Origin of the sequence: Thalassobacterium maritimum (assembly GCF_031127805.1) — a bacterium.
Lineage (GTDB): Bacteria > Verrucomicrobiota > Verrucomicrobiia > Opitutales > Coraliomargaritaceae > Thalassobacterium > Thalassobacterium maritimum.
Genome location: NZ_JARXHW010000013.1, coordinates 21,257 through 43,173, shown reverse-complemented (window position 1 = coordinate 43,173; position 21,917 = coordinate 21,257). Strand labels below are relative to the sequence as shown.

Annotated in this window: 18 protein-coding genes and 1 tRNA gene; 15 read left to right on the top strand and 4 right to left on the bottom strand. The window is 52.0% G+C overall.

The genetic code is table 11. The features are described from left to right. Positions 1–130 precede the first annotated feature (130 nt). Both QEH52_RS07555 and QEH52_RS20530 read left to right on the top strand, forming a co-directional pair. Complete coding sequence (locus QEH52_RS07555) at positions 131–310, top strand: hypothetical protein (RefSeq protein WP_308949494.1); 180 nt, start codon at positions 131–133, stop codon at positions 308–310. Next, positions 261–464, top strand: a complete 204-nt coding sequence (locus QEH52_RS20530) for a PEP-CTERM sorting domain-containing protein (RefSeq protein ID WP_345785454.1) — start codon at positions 261–263, stop codon at positions 462–464. Before QEH52_RS07555 ends, QEH52_RS20530 begins: the two co-directional genes overlap by 50 nt. Positions 465–721: 257 nt before the next feature. Here QEH52_RS20530 and QEH52_RS20700 read toward each other — a convergent pair whose 3' ends face one another. Continuing rightward, complete coding sequence (locus QEH52_RS20700; protein ID WP_425609281.1) at positions 722–1,075, bottom strand: DUF6883 domain-containing protein; 354 nt, start codon at positions 1,073–1,075, stop codon at positions 722–724. 209 nt (positions 1,076–1,284) lie between these two features. On the opposite strand from QEH52_RS20700, the gene QEH52_RS07550 reads away from it, so the two are divergent. From QEH52_RS07550 to QEH52_RS07500, 11 genes are all read left to right on the top strand, one after another. After that, a complete protein-coding gene (locus QEH52_RS07550) occupies positions 1,285–3,609 on the top strand; it encodes a type I restriction-modification system subunit M (RefSeq protein WP_308949493.1) in 2,325 nt (774 codons plus the stop codon). A 145-nt stretch (positions 3,610–3,754) separates the two neighbouring features. Then, positions 3,755–5,050 carry a restriction endonuclease subunit S gene (locus QEH52_RS07545; protein WP_308949492.1) on the top strand — a complete coding sequence of 432 codons (1,296 nt, stop codon included), beginning with the start codon at positions 3,755–3,757 and terminating at the stop codon, positions 5,048–5,050. Continuing rightward, on the top strand, positions 5,047–5,796 hold the full coding sequence (locus tag QEH52_RS07540; RefSeq protein ID WP_308949491.1) for a hypothetical protein: 750 nt from the start codon (positions 5,047–5,049) through the stop codon (positions 5,794–5,796). The genes QEH52_RS07545 and QEH52_RS07540 overlap by 4 nt, the downstream gene beginning before the upstream one ends. An 8-nt stretch (positions 5,797–5,804) precedes the next feature. Then, positions 5,805–6,851 (top strand): PD-(D/E)XK nuclease family protein, encoded by a 1,047-nt coding sequence (locus tag QEH52_RS07535; RefSeq protein WP_308949490.1) that lies wholly within the window; start codon positions 5,805–5,807, stop codon positions 6,849–6,851. Continuing rightward, positions 6,844–7,767 (top strand): DUF5655 domain-containing protein, encoded by a 924-nt coding sequence (locus tag QEH52_RS07530; protein ID WP_308949489.1) that lies wholly within the window; start codon positions 6,844–6,846, stop codon positions 7,765–7,767. The genes QEH52_RS07535 and QEH52_RS07530 overlap by 8 nt, the downstream gene beginning before the upstream one ends. Positions 7,768–7,910: 143 nt before the next feature. After that, positions 7,911–8,252 carry a type II toxin-antitoxin system RelE/ParE family toxin gene (locus QEH52_RS07525; RefSeq protein ID WP_308949488.1) on the top strand — a complete coding sequence of 114 codons (342 nt, stop codon included), beginning with the start codon at positions 7,911–7,913 and terminating at the stop codon, positions 8,250–8,252. Next, the gene (locus tag QEH52_RS07520; RefSeq protein WP_308949487.1) at positions 8,242–9,333 is read left to right on the top strand and encodes a HigA family addiction module antitoxin; all 1,092 of its coding nucleotides are present in this window, start codon (positions 8,242–8,244) and stop codon (positions 9,331–9,333) included. Before QEH52_RS07525 ends, QEH52_RS07520 begins: the two co-directional genes overlap by 11 nt. A 612-nt stretch (positions 9,334–9,945) precedes the next feature. After that, positions 9,946–10,806, top strand: a complete 861-nt coding sequence (locus QEH52_RS07515) for a hypothetical protein (protein WP_308949486.1) — start codon at positions 9,946–9,948, stop codon at positions 10,804–10,806. 109 nt (positions 10,807–10,915) lie between these two features. Then, a complete protein-coding gene (locus QEH52_RS07510; RefSeq protein WP_308949484.1) occupies positions 10,916–11,503 on the top strand; it encodes an RES family NAD+ phosphorylase in 588 nt (195 codons plus the stop codon). Between the two features lie 145 nt (positions 11,504–11,648). Next, complete coding sequence (locus QEH52_RS07505; protein ID WP_308949483.1) at positions 11,649–12,722, top strand: Fic family protein; 1,074 nt, start codon at positions 11,649–11,651, stop codon at positions 12,720–12,722. Between the two features lie 258 nt (positions 12,723–12,980). Continuing rightward, positions 12,981–16,229 (top strand): type I restriction endonuclease subunit R, encoded by a 3,249-nt coding sequence (locus tag QEH52_RS07500; RefSeq protein ID WP_308949482.1) that lies wholly within the window; start codon positions 12,981–12,983, stop codon positions 16,227–16,229. Between the two features lie 178 nt (positions 16,230–16,407). On the opposite strand, the gene QEH52_RS07495 is transcribed toward QEH52_RS07500, so the two are convergent. Continuing rightward, a tRNA-Met gene (locus QEH52_RS07495) sits at positions 16,408–16,484 on the bottom strand. Between the two features lie 173 nt (positions 16,485–16,657). Here QEH52_RS07495 and QEH52_RS07490 point away from each other — a divergent pair. Both QEH52_RS07490 and QEH52_RS07485 read left to right on the top strand, forming a co-directional pair. Continuing rightward, the gene (locus QEH52_RS07490) at positions 16,658–18,055 is read left to right on the top strand and encodes a TonB-dependent receptor (protein ID WP_308949481.1); all 1,398 of its coding nucleotides are present in this window, start codon (positions 16,658–16,660) and stop codon (positions 18,053–18,055) included. A 10-nt stretch (positions 18,056–18,065) separates the two neighbouring features. Continuing rightward, complete coding sequence (locus QEH52_RS07485) at positions 18,066–18,812, top strand: spermidine synthase (protein WP_308949480.1); 747 nt, start codon at positions 18,066–18,068, stop codon at positions 18,810–18,812. Here the strand turns inward: QEH52_RS07485 and QEH52_RS07480 are convergent. After that, a complete protein-coding gene (locus QEH52_RS07480) occupies positions 18,809–20,677 on the bottom strand; it encodes a nucleoside-diphosphate sugar epimerase/dehydratase (protein WP_308949479.1) in 1,869 nt (622 codons plus the stop codon). The genes QEH52_RS07485 and QEH52_RS07480 overlap by 4 nt on opposite strands. Continuing rightward, on the bottom strand, positions 20,674–21,804 hold the full coding sequence (locus QEH52_RS07475; RefSeq protein ID WP_308949478.1) for a DegT/DnrJ/EryC1/StrS family aminotransferase: 1,131 nt from the start codon (positions 21,802–21,804) through the stop codon (positions 20,674–20,676). Before QEH52_RS07475 ends, QEH52_RS07480 begins: the two co-directional genes overlap by 4 nt. Positions 21,805–21,917 lie beyond the last annotated feature (113 nt).

The following is a 21,917-nucleotide window of genomic DNA, read 5'->3' as shown; positions in this document are numbered from 1 at the left end:
TATGATAGTATTAACTTTATGATTAGAGAGCGGTTTGTGTTAATAATATCAATCAGCTGGAACGCTGCTGATTGTTCGATTGTCCTGAATGGGCAAAGTTACCTAAACCCTAAGTTAATCCGTTATGTATATGAAAAAAATACTATTATCTCTTGGTGCAATGAGTGCCTCAGCTTTTGCCGCTCAAGCGCAGTCCGTGGTCTATTCTACTGATTTTAATTCGGAATCGTATTTTACTGATAACGGCGCTATTGCAATTGGTGGTGCTACACCTAGTGTCTCGATTGGCGAGTGGTTTGGTTTTCGCTAACAGAAACCCTAACATTACGCCAAACGCTAATATTGGGGCGAGCGTAGTTCTAGATAATTTGACTGTCACGACAGTCCCTGAGCCAGGCACCTACGCGCTGCTCGCTGGCCTGTCCGGTCTGACATTTGCGATGCTGCGTCGTCGCCGCGCTTAATCTGCAAATCCATTATTTTGAGCCCTCGACTCTAGCAGGGTGCGATTGATGGTGAGCTCGACATCGTTGGTAACGAGATTCGCTTCAAGCGCCAATTTTATCAATACCAACTGCAGTGGGGGTTGAAAGAAATCGACAAGCGTTTGGAGGCAGCTAGTTCTGAAACTCTAACAGCAGGTGCACTGGCAGGTCGAGGGACATTGGCATTTTGTCACGATCCCATGCCAGCCCTTCACACATGTCGGATAAATTCGGTTTTATCCGACATGGCGAAGACTTAGCTCTGACAACGACGTGTAAAGGAGCAGGGGGTGGTCGCGCCCACGCGCCTGGCCTTCGCGCATGCCTATGCGCGAAGGCCATGAGTTTCTCTTTGAAATGCATCGGGAGCTACTGATTAGGCCAGGTGCAAGTCCATCATTATCAATTTGCCAGAAGCTTGGAACGAGTGGGGAACGTCCATTTGCACAGAGCAATGATCCCTCGATTTTGTGTTTTACACCATATTCCGAAGGAATGGAGCGAAACATTTCACCGTGTTGCCCGTGTGCGATTAGCGCTTTGCACCATGACTCCCATCGTTCAGAAGAAAATCCGCTCTTCGCGGGCACAACTACCAACTATACGTGTAAAGCCTTGTTCCTTAAAGGACTGGGCCTTTGAATGCCGTGCATTAAGTCATCGAGTGCTGCAGGGTAGGGCCTATTACTATTGTGAATTAAGACTGTTCGTTTACATTAAATTCAGATTCTGCAGTCTATTTAGTTGCTTCTGTTTTTGTTAGTTTTGCATTCTGCTGTGGCTCACAATTTGCAGCATTATGTCAGAAACTCCTAATAACCTCGCCACCTACATCTGGTCGCTCGCGGATCTGCTGCGGGGTGACTTTAAACAAAGCCAATACGGGCGCGTCATCCTGCCCTTCACGCTACTGCGCCGTCTCGAGTGCGTGCTGGAAGCGACTAAGGCCGATGTTTTGGCAGAGGCCGACAAGGTCGCAACCATGGGCCTGCCCGAAGAGGCGGAAGAAAAGCTGCTGCTGCGCGCGGCGGGGCTCTCTTTCTTCAACACCTCGAAAATGGATCTCGGTAAGCTGGGCGAGTCGGGCATCGCGGCCAATCTTGAATCCTATGTGCAAGCTTTCTCCAAGGACGCCCGCGAAATCTTCGAGCATTTCAAGTTTTCCGAGTTCATTGGCCAACTGGCGGACGCCAACCTGCTCTACAAGATCGTGCAGAAGGTGCGCACGGCTGACCTGAGTCCAGCTGCGGTCTCGAATCACGACATGGGCCTCGTCTTTGAGGAGTTGATTCGCAAGTTCGCGGAAAGCTCCAACGAAACCGCAGGGGAGCACTTCACCCCGCGTGACATCGTGCGCCTGACTACCTCCCTGGTCTTTATGGAGGACGACGACGCCCTGACCAAGCCGGGCATTATCCGCACCATCTACGATCCCACTGCGGGCACGGGCGGATTTCTCTCATCGGGCATGGAATATGTGCATGAGCTCAACCCGCAGGCCGTCATGCGTGCCTTTGGCCAAGAGCTCAACCCCGAGAGCTACGCCATCTGTAAGGCCGACATGTTGGTCAAGGGCCAAGAGGTCTCCAACATCAAGCTGGGCAACACACTTTCCAACGATCAACTATATGCCGACAAGTTCGACTACATGCTGAGCAATCCGCCCTTCGGCGTGGACTGGAGAAGGATCGAAGAGGACATTAAGACAGAGAATCGAGAAAAAGGCTTCGAGGGACGCTTTGGCCCCGGTTTACCCCGCGTCTCCGACGGCTCGCTGCTCTTCCTGCTGCACCTAATCAGCAAACTCCGCGATACAGCCGAGGGTGGGGCGAGGATCGGCATCATTCTCAATGGCTCGCCGCTCTTCACCGGCGGCGCAGGTTCGGGCGAGTCCGAGATCCGCCGCTACATATTGGAGGCCGACTTGCTCGAAGCCATCGTCGCGCTGCCCACCGATATGTTTTACAACACCGGCATCGCCACCTACGTCTGGCTGCTGTCCAACAAAAAGGCCAGCGAACGTAAGGGGAAGGTGCAACTGATCAATGCCGTGCACCTCTGCGGTAAGATGCGCAAATCCCTCGGCTCGAAGCGCAACGAAATGAGCGCCGACGACATCAAAACCATCACCAAAGCCTTTGGCGAGTTCGAGGTGATCGACGCCCGTCCGCTCGACAAGCCCGAAGAGGCCAAGAGCAACCGTGGACGTCAGTCCGCGAGCAAGAAGAACGAGCCGCCCAAGACTTTCGCGGCCAAGATTTTCAAGACCCACGAGTTCGGCTACCGCCGCATCACCATCGAGCGCCCCTTGCGCGAATCCTATCAATTCAGCGACGACCGCATCAACACCCTGCGCTTTGCGGCCAAGCCGCTCACCGCCGCCATGCAGTGGATCTATGAGAACTACGGAGCCGACTGGACCGACGCCGCAGACTGCGAACGCTACGGCGTGCTCGCAGAACACGAGGCCGAGATCCGCGCCGCGCTCAAAGCCGACTTTGCCGAACTTAAGGAAAAGCAGATCAAAGACTTGCTCGATCCCAAGACCTGGCAGGCACAAAAGCAGATCCTGCTCACCGCCCGCAAGTTGCAAGCCAAACTTGGCAGCGAGCAGCACGACGACATGAACGGCTACGAAGCCGCGCTCAAAGCAGCGGGTATTAAACTCGAAGCGAAAGAAAAGAAGCAGATCACCGCCGCCGTCTCATGGAAAAATCCTGAAGCCGCGAAGGTCATCAAGAAGATTCACAAAAGCGGCAAAGCCGATCCCTTCTATGGACGCTTCGCCGTGGACGGAAAAATCATCGAATACAAGCCCGACGGCGACCTGCGCGACAACGAAAACGTTCCGTTGAACTATCGCGAAAACGACCTGTCCGCCGTAGCCTCGGCGCAGGCGGAAGCCTACTTTAAAAAGGAAGTTTTACCGCATGTCCCCGACGCCTGGATCGACGCCAGCAAAGTGGACGCACTCGACAAAGAGATCGGCATCGTCGGCTACGAGATCCCATTCAACCGCCACTTCTATCAATACCAGCCGCCGCGGGATCTGGAAGAGATCGATAAGGATTTGGATGCGGTGAGTTCTGAAATCATGAAACTCTTACAGGAGGTGCACTCATGAGCGGTCAAATTCAAACTCATGCCGTAGCGTGCAGTGTATGCCCTTTAGGGTGCTTTAGCAAACGTTCAGAACCTACGCACCGCAGCCAGCACGATGCACGTTTGCTAAAGCTGCACGCTACGGTTTCACCCTCCAAACTTCTATCATGAGTGGTCGATATAAAGCGTATCCGGAGTATAAGGACTCGGGGCAGAAATGGTTGGGGAATGTCCCGACGCATTGGGACGTGTTGCCTGCAAAAAGACTTTTCCGACTCGTTACTGAGGCAGCGGAGCCAAATAATCAGCATGAATTACTTTCTGTCTATACGGAAATAGGCGTTAAGCCTCGTAAAGAGTTAGAGCAAAAGGGAAATAAAGCTTCGACAACTGACGGGTATTGGTTGGTGAAAAAGGGCGATATTGTTGTTAACAAGCTGCTCGCATGGATGGGGGCAGTGGGTTACTCCTCATACGACGGAGTTACTAGTCCAGCATACGATATTTTACGTAAAACGAAGGCATTTAATCCAAAGTTCTACCATTACCTATTTCGTAATGCCATCGCTCAACAAGAGTTTAAGAGATGGTCGCGTGGTATTATGGAAATGCGACTTCGATTGTATTTTGAAGAGTTGGGGAGAATCTCAATGCCATTTCCAGGAGAAGCTGAAATTGAGCAAATCGCACATTTCCTCGACCACGAAACGGCGAAGATCGACTTGTTGATTGCGAAGCAGCAGGCATTGATTGCCCTGCTCAAAGAAAAGCGGCAGGCCGTGATTAGCCATGCCGTGACCAAAGGCCTCAACCCCAATGCCAAAATGAAGGACTCCGGCGTCGAGTGGCTCGGGCAGGTGCCGGAACATTGGAAGGTCGCCAGCTTGTCAAAACTGTTTAACATCAAAGCTGGCGGTGATGTTAACGCTAGGTGCTTTTCCGAAGAGCAGGACGCAAAGCATCCTTATCCAATATACACAAATGCAAACGACGCTAAGTCTATTTACGGTTATACCAGCCGGTGCAACTATCCTGCGAATACGATAACTGTAAGTGGTCGAGGCGAGGTGGGCTTTGCTGTTTACAGAGACCATGCATATGATGCGATAATTCGACTACTAGTGTTAAATCCAACAGGGGGAAGTAACGGGAAGTTCTTTTCATATATCATTAACGAAGTGATAGATTTTAGAGTTGAGAGTTCCGCAATCGGCCAACTTTCTACACAGCAAATCGCTCCTTATCGAGCGGCTTTTCCTTCCTTTGAGGAACAGACCCAAATAGCTGAATTTCTTGATGATGAAACCGAAAAACTCGATGAGTTGGGTTTGAAGGCCGAAGCGGCAATCAGCCTCCTGCAAGAACGCCGCACCGCCCTGATCTCTGCCGCCGTGACAGGCAAGATCGACGTGCGCGACTGGGAGCCAGTTGAAGCTGGCAAAGGAAGTGAGGTATTTGTGTGATCAATCCAGCTTTGTTAGAGAAGCTAAATTTCGAGCTGCCGAGTCGGGAGCACGTAGATGCATTGCTTTCTGACCAAAGCTATTGCGCTGAGTTGATAAAAGGTGACTTCGAGAACCAATGCCTACGCCGAGTGTATTGTCGCACGAACCTAACCTTGATTGAAGGTGTGATTAGCTACCTCAAGCTATCGACCTATCAATTTAATCAATCCGTCTTACATACATTTAAAAACATGTTGGACTTATATGCCATTCAGTTAGATGTGCCTTTTTTTCAGGATGTGGTTCCTCTGAGTGAGGCGCAGCTTTTATTAGATAAGCAGGTCGCGGTAGCTTCCAATGGGGAGATACGCTCAAAGCCTGTATTTCTCGATTTTAAGACTAACTTTAAGTTTACTTTTCAGATGGTGGATCGAGTTTTCAAAATGACGTGTTCTCCTAATTATGGGAGTATTCGTAAGGAGTGGGATCAATTACAACGAGCAGTGAAAGTTCGTAACCGAATCACGCATCCGAAGGTCGGCGTGAGTCTCGACATCTCGGATGTTGAGTTAGATGCATTAGCGAGGTCCGCTCAGTGGTTTTTGGACTTATCAGGCTTGGTCTTTAGTGAAATTGGCGAGTCGATGGAACGTAACCAAATTGCATTAGCAACATCGACAGAACCTTTGCTAGAGAAGGCGTTGGCTGATGTGGTCAAGTTGCTTGCTGTGTATGACATGGGTAAGGAAAGCTCAAATAGTTGAACATGATTATGAATACAGACTGTCTCACAACGTTATTTGAGGAGCTAAAGCAGCTTGAGCAATCCAAGCCGGAGGCGACGTTGCTCAGCATTGGTGGGCGTGGCTACTACGAGAATCCAGCATCCGATCTGTTGCAGTTCTTTCTGGCTCCGAGCAACGCTCATGGCCTCGGCTCGCTGTTTGTTGATGCGCTGCTTGAAGTCACTGGCATCACCGTGCCAGCAGAATCGTTGAAGGCGCTGACCGTGCAGAGGGAAGTGCACACGGAAAACGGCAATCGTATCGACCTTCTACTGAAAGCGCCGGGCTGGATTCTACTGATCGAGAATAAGATTTGGCACGATCAAATCAACCCGTTCGAGGACTACGAAGCGTTGGCGAAGCAGCGTATGAAGCCCGACGATCAGGAGCATTATGTTATCCTAAGTCCCGGCGGAGACAGTAGCCAAGAAGGTTGGCAGGGGCTGAGCTACCGTCAGTTGATTGATGCTCTAAAAGTCCGACTCGATACATGTGATGGTAATACAAAGACATCTAAATGGTGGCACTTCGCCCAAGACTTTGTCGTTCACCTCGACCAAGAACTATATTCCAAAGCCATGACTAAAGACGAAATCAAATTTGTCGAAAAGAACCATCAAGCGCTGGTCGAAGCCGCCAAGTTGCAAGAGCGTTATAGGGTGCATTTGCTTGATCACTTGCCTGCTGTCATTGATGCTGCGTGCCCGATGAAAGGAGCATACGCTAAAGTCGATAGCTGGTGCATTCGTTTACATCATTCTAAGTGGGGGGCGAGCAACATTGCGTGGGCGCGTGATCCTCAAAATGACAATCGTCTGAGATTGACGGTCTACATTGAGTCGCCTGTTGGCAGGCAACTGGAAGTCGCACGTAAGCTCTTTGAAGACAGTCGAGGCATGGACTACTGGGCAGAAGCGAATGGGCGTTGGCAATGCTGGACGACCAGCGCAAGCTATGAGTCGAGTGCCGAAGCCGAGAATGTGTTGAAGCCGTTGGCTGTAGAACTATTTACAATATTGAATAACCATGAGTGACATTAAACTATTTCGCACCAATGGGAATGATGTGAGCCTCCTGGAAGGCAAATCGGTGGCCTTGGAGAAGTCACTGCAATCGCTCATCGAGCAGAACTTGGACACCTTTCTAGGTATCCGTTTTCTCGCAAGTGAGTATTCTACGGGTAAGACGCACGGTGGGCGGATCGACACGCTGGGCATCGATGAGAATGGCTGTCCTTGTATTATTGAGTATAAGCGGGCGAGTAATGAAAACGTGATCAACCAAGGCTTGTTTTACTTGGATTGGTTGCTCGATCACTGTGGGGAGTTTGAGCTGTTGGTCTTGAAAACCTTGGGACAAGCCGCTGCGGATTCCATCGAGTGGTCGAGCCCGCGTCTGCTTTGTCTTGCGGGAGACTTTACCAAATACGACGGCCACGCGGTGAAGCAGATCAATCGTAATATCGAGTTGCTCCGCTATCTGCGTTTTGACGACGAGTTTCTCCTCTTAGAACTTGTGAATGCGGTTCAGGCTAGTTCCGGATGGGAGGACGAAAAGACAGGTTCAGCGACGACGGGAAAGCCGAAGCAGGTCGATAAAACTGTCGAGGAACAACTCGCACTGGCGGACGAAGCTCTACTCGATCTCTTTGAGGCGGTGAAGGCAACCTGTCTCGGTTTCGGTGACGATGTGCAATTCAAGATGCTAAAGCTTTATGCAGCGTTCAAACGTTTGAAGAATTTTGTTACTGTGGAAGTTCGGGCGAGCGCTGGAAAGCTTTTTCTATACGTTAAGGTCAATCCCGACACTGTCACATTAGAGCAAGACTTCACGCGCGACGTTCGGAACATCGGGCACTGGGGCACCGGTGACTTGGAAATCGTGCTACGGAATCAGGACGACTTGAAGCGTGCGTTGCCGCTATTGGAACGTGCCTATGAAGCTTCGTAGCTTTCAGTGTTTGCTCGGCTCTACAAAAGTTTTGGGCGCTCGCGAGCGAGCACGCCACGGCAAACACAATCTTACGTAAATGGTCTTACAAGATAAATATTGAGAAAAATGTTTACATTTTTGGTAAACGAAAATAAGTTTAAATGAAAATCACATATCGAACGAAGAAGCTTCAGAAGATCGCGAGCAAAGCTGCGACGCGTCAGAAGGAGCTGGGCAGTGTTCGAGCAAAGAATTTTGAAAAGCGTATCTCCGAACTCTTAGCGGCTACTTGCCTCGAAGACCTTCGTTATCTTCCTCAATCCGGCATTCATGAACTCACAGGCAATCGAAAAGGGCAGTTTGCTGCCAATCTGAGTGGCAATCATCGGTTGATCTTCATTCCTAAGAATGATCCCGAACCACGCAAGGCCGATGGCGGCTGGAACTGGAGTGCCATCACTATTGTAGAAATCATCGAAACCACCGATTATCATGGCAACTAACACACAGATCGAAGACTTCGCGACCGCTCCGGGTGAGACGCTGTTGGATAGCATCGAAGCCTTGGGTATGTCGCAGGTGGATCTCGCGACTCGAACTGGCCTGGATAAAAAGACGATCAATCTGATTATCAAGGGCACTGAGCCGATCACTCATAAGACGGCACTCGCTCTAGAGAAGGTGCTGCGGGTGCCTGCGCACTTTTGGTTGAATCTGGAGGCGAATTATCGTGAGCACTTGGCACGTCAAGAAGAGGCCAAGCGATTGGCTGAATATGCCAACTGGGCGCGCACCTTCCCGTATCCAGCGATGGTCAAAAATAACTTCATCGCAGCAGCCACTAAGGCCGAAGAAAAAGCCATGCATTTGCTGCGCTACTTTGGCGTGGCGACGCCGCAGCAGTGGCAGAGCTGCTATGCTGAGATGCACTTGGAGCTGTCGTACCGCAAGTCGCCACATGTGACTGAGAAGTTGGCTGGTATTTCCAGTTGGTTGCGTCAGGGGGAGTTGCTGGCCAATCAAGCGGAGACCGCCGAGTTCGATGCCAAGCGCTTTCAAGCGGCGCTGGTCGAGATGCGCACGTTCACCACCGAATCGGTGACAGATTTCTACCCCAAGATGCAGGAGTTATGTGCGAATGCAGGCGTCATTTATCAACTCGTCCCCGAATTGCCGGGCTTAGGAGTCTCAGGTGTCATGCGCTGGTTCCAAAAGCGCCCGATGATCCAGCAGTCACTGCTCTTTAAAACGAACGATCACTTTTGGTTTACCTTCTTTCATGAGGCCAAGCACGTATTACAGCAGCGCAAGAAGAGCATCTTCCTCGAAGGCGAGCAGGCAGATCATGCGGATGCCGCACGCGAGCAGGAGGCGAATCGCTTCGCGGCTGAGTTACTGATTCCGTCGGCGGAGTTTGAACGCTTCGTCGCTAAAACGCCGTGCTTCACTCCTGAGGTAGTCTGTCGCTTCGCTGAGAGCGTAGGCATTCACCCCGGCATCGTCAGCGGCCGCTTGCTGCGTGAAGGGTATTTAACATACCCCGAGCCAGCGGCGAAATTCCGTACTAAATTTTGCTGGAAGTGATGGGAGGATGAAATAAGCAGCAAACGCCGGAAAGCTGTTTCTATACGTCAAGGTCAACCCCGACACGGTCACATTAGAGACACGGTCACATTAGAGGAAGGCTTCACCCGCTACGTGCGGAACATCGGCCGCTGGGGCACGGGCGATCTGGAAGTCGTGCTACGAAGTCAGGAGGACTTGAAACGAGCTTTGCCGCTGTTGGAGCGCGCTTATGAAGCTTCGTAGCTTTCAGTCTGCTAGGTATTGGCAAATTATTACAATATCATGATGACCGATGATGAAATTTGATACAACCGCGGCGCAAACCGCGGTTGTCGATCAATCGCTGAGCAGAAGAGTGTGTTGCTGGCCAAAGTAATATTCCGTTGCTTGGTGCTGAAGCACCGGGTGCCGATCTTCAGCAAAACTGCGGCTAAAGCACCCAAAGGGCATGACACACGCAGCTACTGTCAGACGTAGCGCGGTGCTTTAGCCCGCGTGCCGAGCCTCAGCACGGAGCCTCAGCAAAACTGCGGCTAAAACACCCAGCAGCTACACGTAGCAGCAGCAGGATACCGCTGCTACTGCGATCCACTGCGCTCATGGACAGGAACCTGGGGCAATGGACTGCTTTTGAAGCTTGAAAGGTTAAATTTCCTGGGAAGGCATTCATCGAATGCATTTTTACTGCCCTTGACAAATGGTGCAACTTTGACAACCTTGTCAACTATGGCAACCTTATCGAAAAGCAAAAAACGAATTTCGAGCAATTACGCTCAAGGCTCTTTTCCCCTCTCACAGGGAATTACGGTGAGTCCACTGGTCGGGGAAGAGAGTGCAGAATACAACAACGGTAGTATTCGAGTGTATGTGACTCGCAAACGCGGTGGCATTCCTCAGGCGGAACTTGATATGGCTTCGATTCAGAGTAAAATGAATCGAGTGAATCTAGCGGATTTGGAGTCGGTCTCTCGGAATCTACAAAATATCGTCCGCTCGCTGAAGTTGCCACGGGGGCAATACACTGTCCGTGCCAAAGGATCAGGTGCTAAGAGTCTCTTTAGTCGGCTGAAAAATGTTGAGATCTCAAGCCTCGACGCAAGCAAAGCTGTAGCGGAATGCCCGTCGCGTGAAGAGATTGTGAGGGCAGAAATCGAAGCGTCCTATTCGGCTATTGAAGTCGCGCACTTGTTGCATATCACTCGTCAGGCGGTGCAAAAAAAACGTTCTACGCAAGTCATCCTTGGATTGAGAGTGGCCAATCGCTTTGTTTATCCAAAGTGGCAATTTGATCGCTACGGGCAGGTGATCTCGGGACTGGCAGCTGTTTTAAAACATTTATTTTCTACGGAGGGAAATTCACTGGAAGTGGCGGCTCGACTAAATGATCGCAGGCCTTTTCTTGAGGGGCTTTCAATTAAAGATTGTCTATTGGCGGGTCGAGTTGAGGACGCGGTGATGGCAGCAGAGGGATTGTCTTCTTTCCGCGTTTAGTATTCAAACAGATAATCATCGGACGATCAACATGCCGTCTCCCCCTAAACCTCCCAAGAACATCCACTCCAAGCAACCGGCGCTCGCAACACTGGATGGTGTGTGGTATATGGTCGCGCGAAAAGAATATAGCGATGCTCCGGTTTTTTATGGATCAGGTAAGAGCACCCGATTTAGCAGTCCATCTGCAAAATACGGAGTCACTTATCTAGCACGAACCAAGGAGGCGGCATTTGCTGAAACGATTAGAGATTCAAAACTGCACTATGATGCAAACGACAATCTTTGCATTTACGAATCTGAGCTCGAACAGCTTGAATTGCATAGCTTCAAATTGAAGAAGGGAAAGGCACGTGTCATCGATTTGACGGGGCCGGGATGTGACAAAATTGGGGCTCGTGTTGAATGCTTTACGCAAGGAACTGCTCAAGGCTATCGAATCTCTCAGCAATGGGCTCGTGAGTTAATGACACATCCTGTTGCGGCAGCTGGCTTGCTTTATCTAGGCAATCGTTCTGCGGATACCTGTGTCGCTCTGTTTGGAGAGATCGGAAAAACTGGATTTGAGAACTCTATAGGCAATGTTGAGGAAATGACGATTCAGCGAAAAACAACTCCACTAGGTGCGGATGGCAGTTTTATTCGTTGGTTAAAGGAGGTTGATATACAATTGACGCCTTCTATCTCAACACTGTGACCGGCCGTAGCGTGCAGCAAACGAACTCCTCATGCGCTGAACGTTCGCTTCACGCTGCGCCACGACGACTCTTGACAGTTCTCGACAAATGTCGGATAAATTTAATTTTATCCGACATGGCTGATAAGTGGCCTAAATATCCGACATGGCAAAAACTTACCTCTGGCAACGGGCGGACTTTCCGCATTTTTACCACAATCCAGCGGTTGTGGCTCCGTTGGAGCTGGCCTTTCAGGCGGCGGTTCAGGAGCTGGACGTGATCATGAAGCAGCAAGCGGCGGGCTTTGAGGATGTCTTAACCGAAGAGATCGTGGCGAACTCTGAGATCGAAGGGGTCTTACTCGACCGTGAGTCGGTGCATAGCTCATTCGTGCAGAACATCGCGCCTGCTCGTGAAAAGGAGCAGGGGGCGGTCGCGCTCACGCGCCTGGCCTTAGCGCATGCCAATGAGCCGCTCAGCCATGAGTTACTCTTTGAAATGCATCGAGAGATCCTCAAAGGCTCTACCAGTTTTCCTGCGGAATCGATTGGTGCGTATGTCGGCAATATGAAGATCGTCAGCGGCACGCGTATGGATCGAGAATATAAGGTGATCCACGAAGGGGTGAGTCAGGCGCTGGTGCATGAAAAGATGACGGAATTTATTGAGTGGTATAACCAGTGTTCACCGAAGACGCCGTTATTGAATGCCATTCAGGGGCACGTTCACTTTGAGACCTTGCATCCATTCTGCGATGGTAACGGGCGCATTGGCCGTAATTTGATTTTGATGGGGCTTTGTCGTGATCTAGGGCGCAGCACGCCGCTCGCTTTGTCGCGTTCATTCAATACCGACTTGGAAACTTACTACCGTCAATTTGAAGCGTGTTTGGATCTAACCGCGATCATCCAGCGGATGAGCCCTTTGTTCATCAATGCCGTCAACACAACAGGGCACATCCTTGCACTGACGGCATATCGAACAAAGGTCAGTGATCACGCTGAGGAGCTGAATGAACGTCAGCTCAAGGTTTTGAACCGCTTGATCGATTATGAGCTGAGAGGTGGGTTTGAGGGCGGTATGAACAATGCCAAATATCAAAAGATGACGGGGATCGGGGATCGCACCGCATTGCGTGATTTGAATGAGCTGGCTTCGCGTGGCTTGATGGTCAAGGTGGGCCAGCTGAAAGGCACTCGGTATTATTTGAATGTGCCGCATTTGGTTGAGTGCTTGTGAGCTGTTTTTGAGTAGCTGCGTGTGTCATGCCCTTTGGGTGCTTTAGCCGCAGTTCCGTGCGGTGGGCTCGGCTGCTTGGGTTCAGCACGCGGGCTAAAGCACCGCGCTACGAATTCTAATCAATTTGCCATGAAAGGGCCGAATTCTAATGATTTTTAATACAAAAATAACGATTTTGTTGGAGACGACCGCATTTTTAATCATTTTGCAGGCACTCCAATTTTCAAACTTCCTCCTTCTCATTTCTAACTTCCCCGCATGTCCGACAAAGCCAACGAACTCACTTTTCAAAATGATATGATCGACCAGTTACTGGCAAATGGCTGGTTGCTCGGATCGCCTGAGGGTTACAACCGTGAATTGGCACTGTATGAGGAGGACGTGCTGGGCTTTATTAAAGACACGCAGCCGAAGCAGTGGGAGAGGTTTACTCAGCTTTATCCGAGCAACACCGATGCGAAGTTTTTAGAACGACTGGCGACACAGCTCAACAAGGCTGATCCGAACGCTGCCGATGGCACCTTACGCACCTTTGGCACGCTGGGGGTGTTGCGTCATCCGATCAAACACCGTGGCACGCGCTTTAGTCTGTGCCAATTTGAGCCGGAGCATGATCTGAATCCTGACACGCTGCGCATGTATCAAAACAACCGTCTGCGGGTGGTGCCGGAGTTGGTGTATAGCCCGTGGGCGACCGCGGCCGAACTCTCTGCGACGGGGGCGAAGGCGAAGAATTGGCGCATCGACTTGGTGCTGTTTGTCAACGGCTTGCCCGTGGCGACTCTTGAGCTAAAGTCGGAGTTCAAGCAAACGGCTCAAAGTGCGGTCAAACAGTATAAGCTGACGCGTCCGCCAGTCGATCCCGTCAGCAAGAAGCCAGAGCCTCTACTCACTTTTAAGCGCGGGGCATTGGTTCACTTTGCGGTCAGTCAATATGAAGTCTACATGAGCACTCGACTCGAAGGGCTCAATACCTACTTCCTGCCATTCAATAAAGGCACGAAAGAGGGCGGCGCGGGCAATGATGTGCCCAAGGACGCAAATCAATACGCGACTGACTATTTGTGGAATGAGGTCTTGTTGCCCAAGAACCTACTCAAGATCCTAGGCAACTTCGTGCACCTGCAAATCGAAGAAAAGGAGAACTGGGAGGGGCGCAAATACAAGAAGGAGACGATGATCTTCCCGCGTTACCATCAGTGGGACGTGGTCAATCGACTCCTAGATGCCGCACGCGAAGAAGGCCCCGGCTCAAAGTATCTGGTGCAACATAGCGCGGGTTCGGGCAAATCGAACTCCATCGCATGGACTGCGCACCAGCTTTCATCGCTCTATGACGATGCGGGCGAAAAGCAGTTTCACTCCGTGATCGTGGTGACGGATCGCACGGTCTTGGACGATCAGCTACAAGATACGATCTACCAGTTTGAGCACACCGATGGCATTGTGGCCAAAATCAAACGCGATGAGGGCGAAGGCTCGAAGTCGGAGAAGCTGGCCAAGGCACTGGAAGAATCCACGCCGATCATCATCGTCACCATTCAGACCTTTCCCTTTGTGCTGAAAGCGATCGAGAACAGTGTCAGCCTGAAGGAGCGCAATTACGCCGTCATCGCTGACGAAGCCCACTCTTCGCAAACGGGTGCCACCGCTCGCCAACTCAAGGAAGTGTTGATGGTGGAAGCACGCGATGAAGATGAAGAGCTGACACCTGACGAAATTCTGGATGCCATGGTGGCCTCACGTCGTGAGTCAAAGAATTTGAGCTACTTCGCATTTACCGCGACGCCTAAGCCGAAGACGCTGGAACTGTTTGGCCGCTTGCCGAATCCGAACGAAGCGCCATCAAAGAAGAATCTGCCTGAAGCCTTTCACGTTTACAGTATGCGTCAGGCGATTGAGGAGGGCTTTATCCTCGATGTGCTGAAGAACTACACCAACTACAAGGTAGCCTACAATTTAGCGCTCAAGGTGCAGGCCGCCGACACTGAGGTGGAGAGCAAGAAGGCCAAGGTGAAGCTTAACCAGTGGGTGCGCCTGCATGATTACAACATCGCGCAAAAGGTGCAGGTCATCGTCGAACACTTTCGTGATAACGTGATGGGGCTACTCGGTGGACACGCTAAGGCAATGGTCGTCACCAGTTCCCGCAAAGAAGCGGTGCGCTATAAGCTCGGAATCGACAAATACATTGTCGAGCAAGGCTATCAAAAGCTCTACGGTATGGTCGCTTTTTCCGGAGAAGTGGAGTTCAACGCCAAAGATCCGAATGCCGAAGGCCTGCTCGGGCAGAAATTTACAGAGACTAGTATGAACCCGAACTTGAAAGGCCGGGATATGCGCAAGGCCTTCGACTCGGAAGATTACCAAGTGATGATCGTGGCCAACAAGTTTCAGACCGGCTTCGATCAGCCCAAGCTCTGCGCCATGTATGTCGATAAAAAGCTCGGCGGCGTTGAGTGTGTGCAAACCCTGTCGCGCCTCAATCGCACCTTTCCTGGTAAAGCCGAAACCGGCACCTTTGTCTTGGACTTCTTCAACGAGCCCGAAGAGATTCTCGCAGCCTTTTTGCCGTATTACAAAACAGCGTCACTCGAAGACGTGTCCGATCCCGACCTGATCTTTGATCTCTTCGAGAAACTGCGGACGGTGGGTATTTTTACTTGGAAGGAAGTCGAGCAGTTTGCGGATGCGTTCTTTCAAAAGAGCAAGAGCCCGGCGGCGCTGGCCAACATCTGCAAGCCCGCTGTCGAACGCTGGCAGGTGCGTTACAGCGAAGCCTTGAAAGCCTACAAGCTGGGGCGCGATGTCTTTGAGCGCACCAAGAAGACCGGCGATGCCGTGTTGATTGCCAACGCCGAGAAAAACTTCAAGGAGGCCAAGCAAGCCAAGGACAGTCTCGACATCTTTAAGAAAGATCTCGGCACCTTTGTGCGCTTTTATGAGTTCATGTCGCAGATCGTGGACTACGACGACAAGGATCTCGAAAAGCTCAGCCTCTACGCCCGCAATTTGCGGCCCATGCTACGCGAGAGCTTTGAGGACGATGACCCCATCGACCTCAGCAATGTCGAGATGAGCCATTACCGCCTCTCCAAGCAACGCCAGCAAGATCTAGTGATGGAAGGCGAGCAGGGAGCCTACGGCCTCAAGGGCGGCGAAGCCGCAGGCACCGCCAAGCCCAAGGACAAAAAAGAAGAGGCACTCTCACGTATCATCGAGCGTCTCAACGAACTTTTCGTGACCGACCAACTGACCGAGAAAGATTTGATCAACTACGCCTATACCGTTCGCGACAAAGTGCGTGAGAATCAGGGCGTCATGAGACAAATCGCCAACAACAGTGATGAGCAAGCCATGCTAGGCGACTTCCCGAAAGCCATCGACGACGCCATTCTAGACAGCAGCGACGCCCATCAAAACCAAATGTTCCAACTCCTAAGCGACCCCAAGAAAGCCAAAACCTTCGCGAAGCTGATCTTCGACATGCTGAAGATGGCTGGGTGATGACTGATTGAGAAAAGAAGGAGTATGGACACTTGTGTCCATAGCCGAGCCTAAGCTGAACGAACGTGAATCGGGACAAGTGTCCCATCTCCTGTGAAGTTTACATCAATGGATTATCGTTAATCTGCTATGTTGGCTCGAAAAAAGGCCTCTAAGTCAGTGACTTAGAGGCCTTAAATGGGTGCAGGGCTAGGATTTGAACCTAGGACCTTCAGGTTATGAGCCTGACGAGCTACCGGGCTGCTCCACCCTGCAATAAATTGTTAATTTCGTGTTTCGGAGCAGTTGAATCACGAAGGAAAGGCGGGACTAAATGTCGAAGCTCGGACTGTGTAAAGGCTTTTCTTTCCTTTTTTGAAAGTTTTTTTTGGAATGTGTTCAGATACGGTTTGCCATCACTTATGCGGGCTTTTACTGAATGCTTCTATATGGCGGAAAGAAAGCAGTTGAGCACTTACGAGAAAGCATTGGCGATCAATCTGGATCCCTTACAATATGGGGTCTTTGCAGAAATTGGCGCGGGGCAGGAAACGGCGAATTGGTTTTTTCGCGTTTCTGGTAGCGCGGGCACTGTGGCTAAGACGATCTCTGCCTATGATATGACGATGAGTGATGCGCTCTATGGTAAGGCCTCGCGTTATGTCTCGCAGTCGCGTCTGCATTCGATGCTGACTTATGAGTATGATTTGTTGGAGAAGCGTCTGGGCGCGGATCGTGGTAAGGACACTACTTTTTTCTCTTTTTGTAACACGGTGCGGGCGCGCGGTTATAAGGATAAAGGGGAATGTCATGGTTGGCTGGGCGTTCGCTTTCAGTTGAAGCCGGGGACTGAGCCTTGTGAAATTGTGATTCATGTGCGCTTATTGGACGAAACGAATCCAGACCAAATGGATGCGCTGGGCAAAGTAGGGGTGAATTTGATACATGCGGCCTTTTACCACCGCGATAGTTTGAGTGAATTTGTGGAGTCTTTGGCAGATGGTGTGGCTAAAGATAGTGTGGAGGTGGACATGTTACGCTTCTCGGGCGAGGGCTTCCGCTATGTGGACAATCGCTTGTGTGCCTTGCAGTTGGTGCAAAGTGGTCTAACCGATGCGGCGATGTTTAATGAGAAGGGGGAGATTGTGCCGGCGGCGGATACGCTGTATAAACGGCCGATCTTGTTGTTGCGTGGTAGTTTTAGTCCGGTGCTTAAATTGCACTTGGATATGATCCAGCAGTCGCGCCTGACTTTTTCGAAGGTGATGAACGAAGAGGAGAAGTCGCGGGCTTTGGAAATTTGCGAGATCAGTATGAATAATTTGCTGCGCGATGGCGGTGCGGTGGATCATGAGGACTTTTTGGACCGTGCGGATGCTTTGCAGGCATTGGGAAAGACGGTGTTGATTAGTCGCAGTGCGGAATTTCACCGTATCGCGACCTATCTGAGCCGTTATACGGCGGAGCCGATCGCGATCATCTTGAGCATCGGTTTGTTAAATGAGTTGTTTAAGGAAAAGTGGGCTGCCAACCTTGCCGGCGGTGTATTGGAGTCGTTTGGGCGCCTTTTTAAGAACCGGGTGCAGTTATTTGTGTATCCATGGCATAATTCGCGCAGCATGGAGTTGGTGACTGCTGAGAACTTTAAAGCGCCTAAGAATTGGCAGTATTTTTATCGTCACCTGATGCAGAATGAGCGCATCGTGCCGATTGGTGTGGGGGACCCAGGCCTGCTGGCCAATACGGGTCGTACGATTTTGAAGAAGATTGAGTCGAACGATGCGACTTGGCGTGACTGGGTGCCGGAAGAGGCCTACGGCATGGTGGAACGTAAACTGAAGCGCTAGCTGGATTGATATGGCTATTCTTTGGCAACAGGTGATCGATGACAACCACTACGAGGTTCGCTCTGCGGGGGCTTCAGTGCGCTTGTATCGGAATGGAGTGAATCACTCGCAGTGGAACCCCAAGCGGCCGCTAGCGGGCTCTATTTGGGACTTAATTACCTTGCCGACCTTGTATCGCACGGCGGGTAGTTTGCAGGATGTGCTGGTGCTGGGCTTTGGCGCAGGCGCGGTTGGGCGGCAGATTCGTGAATTGGTCGCGCCTGAACGGATCGTGGGGGTGGAGTTGGACCCGATTCACCTCTCGATCGCGGATGGCTTTTTTGACTGCACTGAGGGCTGTGAGTTAATTGCCGGTGACGCGGTTGAGTGGGTGCATGAGGCGGAAGGCGAGGCCTGCTACGATGTAATTATTGACGATCTATATGCAGAGCAAGAGGGCGTGCCGGTGCGCTGTGTGCCGATGGACGTGGAGTGGTGTGAGGCGCTGGCAGGCCTATTGCGTCCGGGGGGCATGTTGATCTTTAACATGATCGAGCCTGATAAGGTACGGCACTTGCCGATCTTTAAGTCGCCTGCTTTGCGCGCGCGCTTTTCGGAGACGATTCAGTATCGAATTGATGGATACGAAAATCGGATCGTGGCCTTTAGCGAGCAGGCATTTGACCCGGCTTGTTTGGACCAACAGTTAGAGCGTATCTACAAGCAGTATCCTGCTTGCCGCGCTGGGCGTAGTCGCTACATCGCGGAGACTCTTTAGAGCGAAGGCGTGTATTCGGGCACGTGCTTTTGTATGGCCTGCTTGATTTCGCGCACATGGCCGCCGGCGATCGCTGCTTGCAGGTCGGCATTCAGTTTCTCGATATCGAAATTCGCATCCTTAGGCGCGACGAAGCGCATGACTCGTGCATGGCGGGTGGCTTGCAACTCTTCACTTAGGTGCTGGACTTCTTCGTAGAGCTTTTCGCCTGGTTGTAGGCCTATGAATTCGATGTCGATGTCGGTATTCTCGCGCAGGCCACTCAGAGCAATCATCTGGCGTGCCACGTCGACGATCTTGACGGACTCCCCCATGTCGAGCACGAAAATCTCTCCGCCGGAGCCTTGGGTGGCGGATTGTAGAACTAGGCCGACGGCTTCCTCGACCGTCATGAAGAAGCGTGTGACTTCGGGATCTGTCACGGTGATGGGGCCACCGGTGGCAATTTGCTTGCGGAAGATTGGAATGACACTGCCGGAGGAACCGAGTACATTGCCGAAGCGAACGGCCATGAACTTCGTGTTGTTTCCTGGGGCATTTTGTTGGGCTCCCAGTGCCAGCTCGGCCAGGCGCTTGCTGGCACCCATGACACTGGTGGGATTGATCGCCTTGTCGCTGGAAATTAAAATCAGTCGCTCGGCGGCGTGTGCGCTAGCGATGCGGGCCAGTTGCTTGCTGGCTAGGAAATTATTTTGCAGCGCCTCGGTGGGCTGGTCTTCCATCAAATTGACATGCTTGTGTGCGGCGGCGTGAAAGATGACTTCGGGGCGGTGCTCTTCGAAGAGCTTGTCGAGTTGTGGCTGGTTGAGAATGTCCAGCACGCGGGTGGTGATTCGAGTGTGTGCGCTGGCGGTTGCTTTGAGTACATTTTGCCGCAGGTTAAAAATCGCGATTTCAGCTTGATCGACACAGAGCAATTCGGAGGGCGCGTAACTGAGGATTTGTGCCACCAGTTCGCTCCCGATACTGCCGCCAGCGCCGGTGACGAGCACGCGTTTGCCTGCCAGCATGCTGCGGATGTCGTCGGAGTTGAGGTCTACGGTGTCACGGCCCAGTAAATCTTCGAGCTCAATGGGGCGTAGTTGCGAGAGTTCTGCGCGGCCGCTCACGAGGTCAGTCAGCGCGGGCACGGTATCTACGGCGAGCCCAGCATCGCGCGCAAGCTCGGCGACTTGACGCATGCGTTTGACTGAGGCCGAAGGAAAGGCGATCACCACTTTGCTGGCATTGTAGCGCTTCGCAACTGCAGCGACTTCGTCCACTATATTGGCGACTAACACACCGTGCACATAGCGACCGACTTTATTGGTGTCGTCATCCAGGAAGGCGACAGGACGCATGCCGAGGCGCGACTTATTCATTAAGTCCGAACAGAGGCCAGCGCCAATCTCGCCCGCACCGATGATCAGAACATTTTCGGCGCTCTCCATCGCAAACCAGTCCTCTAGGCCGCGGCTGGATTGTATGCGCATAATCACGCGAAAGGATGCAATCGCGAGGAAGCTGATTAAGAAGTAGGTCAGGATGACTGCGCGTGGGGGGACGTTGTGACCTTTATACACATACCACATCGAAAGCAGAATGAGTGCGTTGGCAAAGAGGCCACCAAAGAGGCGCAGCGCATCGGGCAAGCGAAAGTAAGAGAGAATTGAATCAAATTGTCCGGCAGCCATCAGGAGCATCAACTGCAGGCCGACCACCCAATGGATGGTATGAACACGATCCAGGCTGTGGTTCTCTGGCACGTTGAAGTCGAAGCGCAGCTCGTAGGCAGCCCAGTAACTCGCTATAGAGGTGAGTGCGTAGAATAAGGCCAGCGCGAGGGTCCTTAAATTAAAATAGCGAACTATAGCATTCGTTTTCATGAGTTTGCGGGCGCTCCCGTGAGTGCAGCTAGAAGCGTATCGATGACTTGTTGGCGCTCAGCTATGGTCATGTTGGAGCCGCTGGGGAGGCATAGGCCTCGCTCAAATAACTGGGCGGCGAAAGTTCCGCCTAGGTACGCGCTGTTTTTGAAGACTGGCTGCAGGTGAAGTGGCTTCCATAGTGGGCGCGCTTCAATGTCAGCGGCGGCTAATGCGGCCAGGGCCTGGTCGCGTGAGCTGCCGCTGACAGCTGGATCGATGGTAAGACAAGTTAGCCAATAGTTGGCAGCATCTGGCTCAGCGATCGGCATGAATTCGATGCCAGGCAAGTGGGCGAGGGCGGCGTGATAGGCGTCGAAGTGTGCGCGCCGTGTTTGAATGCGACGATCTAGGTCGGCCAATTGACTATTGCCTAGGCCCGCGAGCACATTGCTCATGCGGTAGTTGTAGCCGATGGCTTGATGTTCGTAGTGGGCGACGGGTTCGCGAGCTTGGGTGGCTAAGTAGCGTGCGCGCTCAATCAGCTTTGCATCGTCGGCGAGTAGCATGCCTCCGCCGGAGGTGGTAATTATCTTGTTGCCGTTAAAGGAAAAGAAGGAAAAAGCGCCCATCGAGCCCGCGGCACGGCCGTGGTAGCTCGCGCCGAGTGCTTCAGCGGCATCTTCGATGAGTGGCAACTTATGTGCCTCACAGATTTCGAGAATTCGATCCATTTCAGCGCATTGACCATAGAGATGAACCACGATCACTGCTTTGATGTTGGGATGCGTGCGGAGCGCTTGCTGCAGCAGGTCGGGGTCCATGTTCCAAGTACGCGGCTCGCTATCGATAAAGATGGGCTCGGCGCCCTGATAGCAGATCGGGTTGGCACTGGCGGCAAAAGTCAGACTGGGACACAGCACGGCATCGCCCGGGCCGACGCCTAGAATTTGAAGTGCGAGGTGTAGCGCTGCGGTGCCGGAGCTCAGCGCGACGGCGTGCGAGCGCTGGGCGCGCTCTGCGACTGCCGCCTCAAATGCATCCAGTGCCGGCCCGACAGGGGCGACCCAGTTCGATGTCAACACGGCATCCACACTCGCGTGGTCGCGCGGGCTAATGTCGGGAGGAGATAGATAGATGCGTGGCATAATTGAGTGCATGCTCAACCATCGTGCGCAGCTTTTCCAACTTTAATTTATGGCAATTTTGCACCCGCATCGCCCTCAGCAAGCTAAAATGTTGCTGAGGCTCTAGCTGATTG